Annotated in this window: 11 protein-coding genes; 4 read left to right on the forward strand and 7 right to left on the reverse strand. The window is 41.1% G+C overall.

The window, feature by feature from the left end; all coding sequences use genetic code 11:
- The first annotated feature begins 47 nt into the window (after nucleotides 1-47).
- From IJT21_01020 to ychF, 4 genes are all read left to right on the forward strand, one after another.
- Nucleotides 48-2,522, forward strand: coding sequence for a hypothetical protein (locus IJT21_01020; protein MBQ7576826.1), 2,475 nt, complete (start codon nucleotides 48-50; stop codon nucleotides 2,520-2,522).
- A gap of 121 nt (nucleotides 2,523-2,643) precedes the next feature.
- Entirely contained in the window at nucleotides 2,644-4,131 is a 1,488-nt protein-coding gene (locus tag IJT21_01025; GenBank protein MBQ7576827.1) for a potassium/proton antiporter, read from the forward strand.
- A gap of 302 nt (nucleotides 4,132-4,433) precedes the next feature.
- Nucleotides 4,434-5,132, forward strand: coding sequence for a L,D-transpeptidase (locus IJT21_01030; GenBank protein MBQ7576828.1), 699 nt, complete (start codon nucleotides 4,434-4,436; stop codon nucleotides 5,130-5,132).
- A 12-nt stretch (nucleotides 5,133-5,144) separates the two neighbouring features.
- Nucleotides 5,145-6,245, forward strand: coding sequence for a redox-regulated ATPase YchF (gene ychF / locus IJT21_01035; protein ID MBQ7576829.1), 1,101 nt, complete (start codon nucleotides 5,145-5,147; stop codon nucleotides 6,243-6,245).
- A 37-nt stretch (nucleotides 6,246-6,282) separates the two neighbouring features.
- Here ychF and IJT21_01040 read toward each other — a convergent pair whose 3' ends face one another.
- The 7 genes from IJT21_01040 to IJT21_01070 form a co-directional block, all read right to left on the reverse strand.
- Nucleotides 6,283-6,444 (reverse strand): hypothetical protein, encoded by a 162-nt coding sequence (locus IJT21_01040; protein ID MBQ7576830.1) that lies wholly within the window; start codon nucleotides 6,442-6,444, stop codon nucleotides 6,283-6,285.
- Complete coding sequence (gene tsaD, locus IJT21_01045; protein MBQ7576831.1) at nucleotides 6,434-7,429, reverse strand: tRNA (adenosine(37)-N6)-threonylcarbamoyltransferase complex transferase subunit TsaD; 996 nt, start codon at nucleotides 7,427-7,429, stop codon at nucleotides 6,434-6,436. The genes IJT21_01040 and tsaD overlap by 11 nt, the downstream gene beginning before the upstream one ends.
- A 2-nt stretch (nucleotides 7,430-7,431) precedes the next feature.
- Entirely contained in the window at nucleotides 7,432-7,608 is a 177-nt protein-coding gene (locus tag IJT21_01050) for a hypothetical protein (protein MBQ7576832.1), read from the reverse strand.
- A 6-nt stretch (nucleotides 7,609-7,614) separates the two neighbouring features.
- A complete protein-coding gene (gene ispF / locus IJT21_01055) occupies nucleotides 7,615-8,754 on the reverse strand; it encodes a 2-C-methyl-D-erythritol 2,4-cyclodiphosphate synthase (GenBank protein MBQ7576833.1) in 1,140 nt (379 codons plus the stop codon).
- Complete coding sequence (gene recR, locus IJT21_01060; GenBank protein ID MBQ7576834.1) at nucleotides 8,751-9,356, reverse strand: recombination protein RecR; 606 nt, start codon at nucleotides 9,354-9,356, stop codon at nucleotides 8,751-8,753. The genes ispF and recR overlap by 4 nt, the downstream gene beginning before the upstream one ends.
- A 1-nt stretch (nucleotide 9,357) precedes the next feature.
- Complete coding sequence (locus IJT21_01065; protein ID MBQ7576835.1) at nucleotides 9,358-9,669, reverse strand: YbaB/EbfC family nucleoid-associated protein; 312 nt, start codon at nucleotides 9,667-9,669, stop codon at nucleotides 9,358-9,360.
- Nucleotides 9,670-9,963: 294 nt separating this feature from the next.
- On the reverse strand, nucleotides 9,964-10,362 hold a 399-nt coding region (locus IJT21_01070), incomplete at its 5' end, for a hypothetical protein (protein ID MBQ7576836.1).

Genomic DNA, 10,362 nt, shown 5'->3' on the forward strand with positions numbered 1-10,362 from the left:
CGATAAAACTTTTTCACGCAAAATTTTTTATCAAGGAGGAATTTATTATGAACGTTCACAAAAAGTTTATAGCCTTTATTGTGTGTCTTGCTGTCTTGTCTAGTCTTCCGGCATTTGCTGACCATTATGCAACAACTGACATGACGTGGGCAGAATTTTATGCGGGCGAGGTTGGCGAGGCTTCATCAGATTTATTAGCTGATGGTCTCGACGCTGTATCAACTGCTACAACACGTTTTGTAACGAGATTCAATCAAACAATTTCGTCAAGTGATGAGTCAGGCTCGTTATATTCCGGTATAAAAGCTGTACAAGTCCGCATGTCAGACGATGTTTATTTATTATTGAGCAATGACTCGCGCTACACTTGGAGCAGCACAGAATTTGACGAATATAAAATCGTAAGCTCTGACGGTTCATTCGGAAAAACTATAACGGAGACTCTAGCGGTATCGGGAGCTTCTGTAACACTTTCAAGCGGTGCATCATCAAATCACGGAGATTATATTTTGAACGTAAACGGGCTTGACTTTGACGCACTTGGCCTGAAAACGGGCGATAGTTCAACAAGTTTTGATTATTATCTGGGTGCAGCGATCGAGACAACCGACGGGAAAATTTACGGACTCAGACCTCTTTATAATATCTGGGTGCGAACGAATCAGCTCGGATTTTCCGTAAAAGATTTCACAGAGCGCAACGGGACAATTTTAGACGCAGCTTATACGCAAAGTTTAGCAGGTGCAACAATCAGCAAGATTACATACATTCTCAAGGATCAGCCAGACCCTTATATAACCTGCAATATTTACGTGAGAGACTCAACGACAGCAACAGCAGCCCCCGATTATGAGTCAGGCTTCAAAGCGTTTGAGATCGAGAACGGCCAAGTTACAGCAAGAATTATCGTGAGTAATTCACCATCAGGCGCAAATTATAACAAAATAGCGTCTATCAGCTATGACGATCCTAACGGCCATCACGGGTGGAGCACTCTTAACGCAAATTATTACACGTATTCTAACGGTGTATTAATTATGAGCGGCGATATTGTTTCAGCAACTCACACATATAATGTAATTCTTGAGGACTCAAACGGTAAATTTGCAGACATCAGCACGAGATTTAACACTTTCGCGACTGATGCAACGAGTCTAATAATTTCCGATGATAATAACGCAGGTGCAGTAAATTTTTTGCTGACTCCTTCAGGAGTTTGTGATTCCGTCGACAACTTCATGAAGGAGTCTAATTTTGTTATAGCTTCAGATTATACCAGTCCGGACAAAAATTTTTCAGTTGTTTATGAGGGCGGAGAGAATCAAGTCAAGGGTTCAGGCTTCAGCTTTGATATCACGTTAAATAATGTACCGTCGGGAAAAATCGGCGTTGTAGGTTTCGGGAAAATATTTTATTTGACTCCAGACAACTGCGGATCGATGTATAATCATATTTATTCGTCAATTAATGCGCTCGAGACGTACCCCAGCGGCTTTAAAGGCGTGTTCGGAAAAATGTTTCGTGAAATGGGCTTAAAAGTTTGGTCGGTTCTCGATGACGGCTCTTTGCGTGATGTTACTGATTATGTAGGAGCGGGCGCAATGATTTCGGACGATAATAATATCATGATTTATTACGGCGTTATGCTTGCTGATCGTGAAATAACATCTAATGACGAGGGCAATACTTATTATTTCTCACCGGAAGGCGAGACCCTTTTAAGCGACGGAACAGCAGATAATCACTTGATAGCAGCTTATTATTTCGAAGTTCTTGACGAGGACGCGGGAGTCATTGATGAAGCAGATAATAAGGCCGGAATATCTTTTGAAGTCATGAAACCGGGATTTATTGCCTCAGCCGATAACGCAGCAAACGAGAAAAAATTAACTTGGATAATCGGAGACATGGCTTTGTCTGCAAGTTCGCAGTTAATTACTGGCAAAACGAATCAAATAGCAGGGGACAGCGGATTTTCTTTCTCTGTAGAAGTTGACTCAAGCACTATTTCAAGCGATTACACGCCTATAATAGGATTCAGCAAAATTTTTGAGTTCACAGCGTCAAATTTAGGAACCGACGATTTTAACGCGCTTAAGACCAGAGTTACCGAGCTTGTAAATAATTCCGGCAATTTTTACACGAGCGATTATACAGCTTTGACCGAGTCAGGAATAAGCGTGATGGCAAGTTATCCGGATTTAGGGATTCAAGATATTGATATTACCAACACAATGCAATTTGGATTATTTGTGTCGGGCGACGCTGTATTAATGAGTTACGGGGCTGTTGCAGTCGACAGAGCTTTAACCGGCAATGAAGGCGAATTATTAAATATCGGCTTTGAGCAGTGTCCGTTAATGAGTGATGGAATCGAGGACGAAATTATAACAGCTTCATGGTATATCACTCATGCAGGCACAGAAAATCTTCCAAGCAGTTCCAGCGGGTGTAATGCGTTCTCAAGTTCGATTATATTATTATTTGGATTAGCTCTCATTAAGTGCAATAAATCAAGATAAAATTTACTCCTCTTTCTTAAAATGGCTTCTCGTTTTTCACAGCGAGGAGTCATTTTTTTGTATTTATGCGATAATTAGCAGATTAGAAATTTATTTATTATGGAGGATGTTATTACAAACTATGTTTCAGACTATAGACCCGTTTTTAGTTGCAGGCTTGTTATTCTTTATGAGTCTTGTAGCCGGCACAATTTCAGAGAAATATAAGATTCCTTCACTGCTTTTGTTTCTTGCAATAGGAATGATAGCAGGCAGGGACGGACTCGGAGGCTTAAATTTTACTGACGCTGAGGCCGCAAACAACGTCGGTACATTTGCATTAGCTTTCATACTTTTTTCGGGCGGTTTCATGACTAAATTGTCAGATATAAAGCCTATAATCACTCAAGGTGTAGTACTCTCGACTCTGGGCGTATTAATAACAGCAGTAGTTGCGGCTATACCGATTGCAATGCTGCCTATGTTCTCATATAAAGACGCGTTTTTGTTGGGCTCGATAATTTCATCAACGGACGCAGCAGCAGTTTTCTCAATTTTACGCACACAAAAAGTAGGAGTCAAAGGCGTAGTCAAACCGTTATTAGAGTTCGAGTCCGGCAGTAATGACCCTATGGCAGTATTCTTAACGTTAACTGCTATGATATGGCTTACGACTCCTGATGTGCCATTAAACGAGCTTGCAATTAGATTCGTCGTTCAAATGCTTGCGGGCGGTTTAATGGGCGTGATAATGGGCCGTCTTGCGTGCTACATGATTCAGCGTCTGAAAGTTACGAACGAGGCATTATATCCGGTTTGGGGAATTGCAATTGTCTTAATAACGTTTGGACTCACCGAGACAGTTTACGGAAACGGCTATCTTGCTGTATACGTTTGCGGAATTACAATGGGCGAACGCGAGTTTTTGTACAAATACAGCCTGCAAAAATTTCATGAAGGTTTTGCGTGGCTCATGCAAATTATAATGTTCTTGGTGCTGGGTCTCTTAGTCAACCCTGCAGAAGTAATTGATATTTCTGTTATGAGCGTTGGATTATTAATTTCGTTCGCGTTAATGTTTGTTGCACGTCCTGTATCAGTTTTTGCCGGAACTCTTTTCAGCAAACAATTTAATTTCCGGGAAAAATTATTTATTTCTTGGACAGGTCTGCGCGGAGCAGTGCCTATTATTCTTGCTACTTACCCGTTGACTCACGGACATGAGCAGGCTTCTTATATGTTCAATGTAGTATTCTTTGTTGTATTGACGTCTGTATTGATTCAGGGGAAAACTTTAGCATTAGCAGCAAAATTATTAGGCATTGACGCACCAGTCAGAGAGTCGAAATCTTATCCGTTAGCTTTTGACAGGACACCAGGCACAGGCACGGAAGAAACCCGCGAAGTTGATTTAATGCCGGAATATAAGATTGTAGGGAAATGCGTTAAAGATTTGAGATTCCCTGAAGGCGTTACAATTTTGCTGATAAATAGAGATTCGAAATTTTTGATTCCTAAGGGCAACACGGAATTAAAAGCGGGCGACACACTTTTATTATTCGGTGAACGTGAAAAATTGCCGGACGTTGAAGAAAATTTAACGCAGATAAAAGACGATACAAATATTTAATTTCAGCAGCACAATTTTTTTGCAGGAAGGCGAGTCAGCAAAGTAAATGAAACTTTCTGATTCGCTTTTATTATTCGTGATAAAATTTGCGTGATAAATAGCATTATTGGCCGTTGATTTTTTTCGTGAGCGCGTTATTATTCATTTATAAATCATAAGCGAGGGATAAAAGTTTTATGCAAAGATTTCTTAATTTCTTGAAGGAGATAACTACACTTAAAACTGTATGGATCGATAAAGGACAGGGAAAATGGATCGTGAAAAAACGTATGCACCCGGTTTTACGCGGTTTTTTCTGGGTAATGGCCGTCTCTGTAGGTGTTGGAGCGTATATAAATTTTTCGTCAATCAACGAGATTCACAAAGCAAATGCACAGCCTGATCCGGTTATTTCTGCAAGAGTGCGCGAACCTGAAAAACTTGTAACTCTTCCCGTTACTCAACCAGTGCAGCCTGAGCCGGAAAAGCAGGAGACTATAGCAATCCCGTTAAAAGCTGCTCCAGGACCTGACCCCGTTTTGAAACCTGCAATAAAGAAGGGCGGCGACATTTTCGAGAGTCCGGAAAAATTATTAACGAGAAATAATAATAATGACTTCAGAATCGAGATAAACAAATCAAAATTTTTGCTGACTCTGTATAAAGGCGATGAAGTAGTAAAGCAATATTCAATAGCAATCGGCAGAAATCCCGGCGATAAACGAAAAGTCGGCGACAACAGGACTCCGACGGGAAATTTTAAAATTGTATCGATTGAGCCTTCTTCAACATGGAAACACGATTTCGGCGACGGCAAGGGCAAAATTTCAGGAGCTTACGGGCCGTGGTTCTTGAGACTCGATGCTAAAGGATGGAAGGGAATCGGCATTCACGGGACTCACGATCCTGACTCGCGCGGAACTATGGCAACAGAAGGCTGTATCAGACTCAGCAACGAAGATATCAGCGAACTTAGGCGATATGCTTATAGAAATATGCCCGTAACAATTCGGGAAAAATAGGGGGATATTATAATGCTTAAATGCGGAATAGTAGGTCTGCCGCTTTCGGGAAAATCTACAATTTTTAATGTCATCACTCGTGCAGGCGCGGAAGTCAAACCCTATGCAGGCGGAAAAACTGAACCGAATCGCGCATTAGTCAGCGTTCCTGATTCAAGATTTGATAAACTTGTTGAAATTTTTGCACCCAAGAGCGTTAAACCTGCTGACGTTGAATTTGTTGACTTGGCCGGACTCTCACGTGACGCAGGCAAGGGCGCAGGACTCGGAAACTCGTTTTTGTCGTTCGTATCAGAATCTGAAGCATTATTGCACGTAATTAGAGTCTTCAAGAATGACTCTGTGCCTCATCCGGAAAATTCGATTAACCCATTAAGAGACTGGCAGATTGTCGAGTCAGAATTAATTTATCGTGATTTAGGCGTTATAGGCGGCAGACTCTCAAGACTCGACGAGAAGAAAGCGAAGAAAAAATTAACTCCCGCTGAAGTGGCCGAACTCGATTTATTAAAGCAGCTGGAAGAACACTTAATGAATGAGAGACCTTTGCGCGAATTTGCATTAACTGACGAACAAAAGCGTTCATTATCGGGATTTGCTTTCTTGACTCTGAAGCCTGAATTAATAGTGTTAAATCTCGACGACTCACAGACGGGCGAAAAAATTCCGGAATTAGCAGAACTTGAGTCCGTCATGCAAGAAAAAAATCTTGACTCAGTGCGCGTTTATGGAGCTACAGAAATGGAACTTGAACAGCTTGACCCCGCTGACAGACTCGAATTTATGAAAGATTTAGCAATAACGGAACCGGGCAGAGACAGACTCATTCACGAGGCTTATAAATTGCTGGGGCTTATCTCATTCTTTACTAGCGGAGCCGATGAAGTCCGCGCATGGACATTAAAACAAGGTTCTAACGCGGTTGATGCTGCAGGGACGATACATTCAGATTTAGCGAGGGGATTTATACGCGCTCAAGTGGTCTCGTACGATGATTTTATCGCGAATAATGCTTCAATTGCACAATGCCGCGACAAAGGAGTGCTGCGACTCGAAGGCAAAGACTATATCGTGAAAGACGGCGACATGATAGAAATTAGATTTAACGTGTGATAATAAATCCCCCAGTCGTTAAAGGCCGGGGGAAAATTTATTTTATTGCCAACGCCATGTAATTCCCGTAAAATTCGCGTATTTCTATAATTCCCATTCCAAGCCAATTAAACAATTTTTCAAGACAATCACTGCTGAAAACGTGATGATGAAGACAAAAAATTTTTACTGCTATTAAAGTGCGTTGACTATAAATCATGAATCGACGGATCCGGCACAATTTCAGAATCTATAAATTTTTCCCGCATAAATGCATTATACCCCGCAGCAGCAATCATTACAGCATTATCCGTGCAACGTTGAATCTTAGGCAGCCACACACGAAAATTTTTCTGACTCGTTAAGGCCTCACGTAATGCACTGTTAGCAGAGACTCCGCCCGACGCAGAAATTTTATTTATCCCCGTGAGCTTGACTGCTAAATTTATTTTCGCGATTAATGCCTCAACAACTGCACGCTGAAACGAAGCGCACAAATCATTTATTGGCAGTGAGTCAGAATCAGCAAATTTTTTCACCTGCCATAATAAAGCAGTCTTCAACCCGCTGAAACTAAATTCTATCTTGTCAGAATGTTTTAACGGCACAGGAAAATCAAACGCTCTAGCATTCCCATTTTTAGCAAGTCTATCAATTTCGGGGCCTCCTGGATATGGCAGACCTAAAATTTTCGCGGCTTTGTCGTAGGCTTCTCCCGCTGCGTCGTCTCGAGTCTGTCCCAATAATTTATATTTCCCGAACGAGTCAACTTCTATAATTTCCGTGTGGCCTCCTGAAACTATCAGCGACAAAAACGGCGGTTCCAAATCCGAGTCAACTAACGGCGCAAATAAATGTCCCTCCAAATGATTCACGCCGATTAACGGAACTTGCCAAACCTGCGATAAAGCTCTTGCAGTCTGAACGCCAACTATTAACGATCCCATTAAGCCCGGCCCCCTGGTTACTGCGATGAGATTTAAATTTTTTCCCGAAATATTGCATTGACTCAAACATGAATCTATAAGCGGCAAAAGATTCTCTAAATGCTTTCTCGCTGCAAACTCAGGAATCACACCGCCAAATTTCGCATGATCGTTAATTTGACTCGATAAAAGCTCGCACAAAATTTCTTTATCGTCATTAATAATTGCGACTCCGGTATCGTCGCAGCTCGTTTCGATTCCAAGTGTAAGAAAGCTCATGATCACATAAACGCGCTGTCAGATACAAACGACGACCAATCACTATTTATAAAATCGTCGTAGGAGTCAAATAATGCAGGCTCAACAATATAATCATTGAATACATACTGCTCAAAGCCTTCTAATGCAAGCTCGCCAAACCATAATTTATTGTCGCATTCTCTATTGTGAGTGAACATAAGCATTTATAACGCCTCCCCATTTATATTTAAACGCGAAATTGTTGCTATTGCTTGACATGTCATTGAGAGTCCCCGCCCTGAGTCATCAAGTTTTTCTGCTGATTTAAATTTTAGATTCACCGGGAAAAACCGCGCAAGACTCTTTATTATTTCATCGCGGTACTTGTTCAATCTAGGCACTTGAGCGCATATAAACGAGTCAACAAATTCAACCTGCCAGCCCTGAGATTTTACGAGATTCAAGACTTCCCGCAAAAGTTCTATACTGTCAATATCTTTATATTTCGAGTCGCTCGCTGGAAATAAATTCCCAATGTCAGGCAGTCCCGCAGCACCTAGAATCGAGTCCATTATTGAATGAGTCAATAAATCCGCGTCAGAATGTCCGAGCAAACCCAAAGGCGAGTCAGGAATTAAGACCCCTCCAAGAATTAATTTGCGCTCAGGGACTAATTTATGAACGTCATAGCCGAGTCCCGTTCGAGTTATTCGCGAGTCATTAACTAAAGATTTTGCGATTCTCATATCGTCAGGACAGGTAATCTTGAAATTTAAACGTTCGCCGGTAACATAATTTAATTTGTCGGGATAAAATTTTAACCATGCTTCGGCCTCGTCTTTAGCGTCGGGAAAATTTTTTACTGCTTCTAATAATTTGACTCTTGGGAAACTTTGCGGTGTCTGAGTGATATACAAACCGTCTCTATTTACGCATGAAATAATTTTTTCATCAATGCGCTTCAATGCATCAGCAACCGGCAGAACTGGAACCGCTCCGAAAATATTATCAGTGTGAGTCATTAAGTCAATAAATAAATTTTTTGTCGCAAAGGGTCTAGCAGCGTCATGAACCAGCACAAAATCGCACTTGGCCTCGTTCAAGCCCGAACAAACCGACTCAGCTCTGGTTTTACCTCCTTTAGCGATTCTTAACGGGATTAAATTATTTTCCCATGAGACATTATAACCTTCAGGCAAAATTATAATTATTTCGCTTATGCCCGAATCTTTTAACTTTGCAGCTTTGTCCGCGCTCCATTGCCATAATTGTTTATTGCCGAGAGTCTCAAATTGTTTCTTAACGCCGCCCATTCTCGAACCTGAACCGCCGGCAGCAATAACGAACGAAAAATTTTTATTCATAATTCTATCTGCGTCCTTGCCTGTAAAGCTGTGTGAAGAGTGATTCTGTCAGCAAATGCAATATCACCGCCGACGGGAAGACCTGACGCAAGCCGGGTGATTCGCATATTTTTGCAGCCTTTGACACCCTTCAACGCTTCTAATAAAGTGTAATAGACCATATCGCTTTCAATTTTGGGATTAGTGGCCATGATAATTTCTTCTGGTTTGAGCGATTTTACGTGCTTGACGAAAAATTTTATGTCTTCGTCGGTTAAATCTTCGTCTTCTGATGTTCCCGGCTTAGTGTTCAAGACATGATAAAGCCCGTTATAGATTCCTGCATGTTCAAACGTTGAGAGGGCTTCAAAATCTTCGACGACGCAAAGAACTTTTTTATCACGCAACGGATCTGAGCAGATATTACACGGGTCTTTGTCTGAAATATTACCGCATTCACTGCAAGGGTGAAGACTTTTGCGCAATGTTGAGAGAGTCTCGCCCAAATGAGTCAAATATTCTTCTTTCTGCTGCAAGAGAAAAAATGCTATTCTTCGCGCGCCTTTACTGCCTATACCGGGTAATTTCTTTAATTCCTTTATGAGATTCTCGAATGCTTCCATATTAGAATCCCGGCATCATTGCACCGAGTGCGCCTGTAATGCTTCCCATTCGCTGATTCATAAGTTCGCGGCTTTTCTTGAGTCCCTCATTTACTGCCGAAATAATTAAATCTTCGAGCATATCTTTATCATCAGGGTTAATGACTTCGGGATCTATTTTTATTGCGGTAATATCGCCCTGTCCCGTAAAAGTTGCTGTTACCATTCCGCCGCCGACGGATGCTTCTACAGTTTCGTGCGCTAAATTTTCCTGAATCTGCATCATTTGAGTCTGCATTTGTCTAGCTTGCTTCATAATATTATTTATCTTCATGATAAAAATTTCTCTCCTGTTAATTATATTTGCGTCAGATTCTATCACGAATATAATCAACAAATTTAATTTATCGCGCGAATATAGACTCTCTTCAATGCAATTTATAACAGCAAAGTCAAAATCAAAATCTTTTTGCAACCGGGGCCGGTTGCGCGTCATCAGCTGCTCCTGTTGGTCGCAGCAAAAACACGTTTGGCAAGAACATGAAAAGTTTTTAGGATCTACGCAAAATTTTTCGCACGGTCTCGAATATTCCTAAACGTTTTAAAGGCTCTGCTATAATCACATGCATTAACAGCGTGAACTAATCCCGAAAATTAGTATTTGAATATGAAATTGTAGTGCGTATAAACGGGAAAAGCATTCATCAAATGTGTTGCATTCCATAATAGAGCCTCGTACGCGAAAATCTCCCGCATAACTAATTTCGCCGGTTTTATTCCATTTATGCAAAATATTTGTGAAGACTCCGAACTCATCGAATTTAACGCCGGCGACTCCTAAAATATCATGCTGGCCGATCTGCTCAAGATATGATAAAAACTTTGCGAGCGTATCATGTTCATTCAGTAAAATATCTTGATGTGAGAAAATTACATATTTTGTGCGGATTTGACTCAACACTGAATTATAAGCACTTGCACACGACGAAAAATTTTTATTGCCGACGTTATTAATGCCGATTAAGTC

It is taken from the genome of Synergistaceae bacterium, from assembly GCA_017443945.1.
In the GTDB taxonomy this organism is placed as follows: domain Bacteria; phylum Synergistota; class Synergistia; order Synergistales; family Aminobacteriaceae; genus JAFUXM01.

Coding starts and splice junctions, on each gene's coding strand:
- IJT21_01020 (MBQ7576826.1), top strand. CDS start 48: ATGAACGTTCACAAAAAGTTTATAGCCTTTATTGTGTGTCTTGCTGTC.
- IJT21_01025 (MBQ7576827.1), top strand. CDS start 2,644: ATGTTTCAGACTATAGACCCGTTTTTAGTTGCAGGCTTGTTATTCTTT.
- IJT21_01030 (MBQ7576828.1), top strand. CDS start 4,434: ATGGCCGTCTCTGTAGGTGTTGGAGCGTATATAAATTTTTCGTCAATC.
- ychF (MBQ7576829.1), top strand. CDS start 5,145: ATGCTTAAATGCGGAATAGTAGGTCTGCCGCTTTCGGGAAAATCTACA.
- IJT21_01040 (MBQ7576830.1), bottom strand. CDS start 6,444: ATGATTTATAGTCAACGCACTTTAATAGCAGTAAAAATTTTTTGTCTT.
- tsaD (MBQ7576831.1), bottom strand. CDS start 7,429: ATGAGCTTTCTTACACTTGGAATCGAAACGAGCTGCGACGATACCGGA.
- IJT21_01050 (MBQ7576832.1), bottom strand. CDS start 7,608: ATGTTCACTCACAATAGAGAATGCGACAATAAATTATGGTTTGGCGAG.
- ispF (MBQ7576833.1), bottom strand. CDS start 8,754: ATGAATAAAAATTTTTCGTTCGTTATTGCTGCCGGCGGTTCAGGTTCG.
- recR (MBQ7576834.1), bottom strand. CDS start 9,356: ATGGAAGCATTCGAGAATCTCATAAAGGAATTAAAGAAATTACCCGGT.
- IJT21_01065 (MBQ7576835.1), bottom strand. CDS start 9,669: ATGAAGATAAATAATATTATGAAGCAAGCTAGACAAATGCAGACTCAA.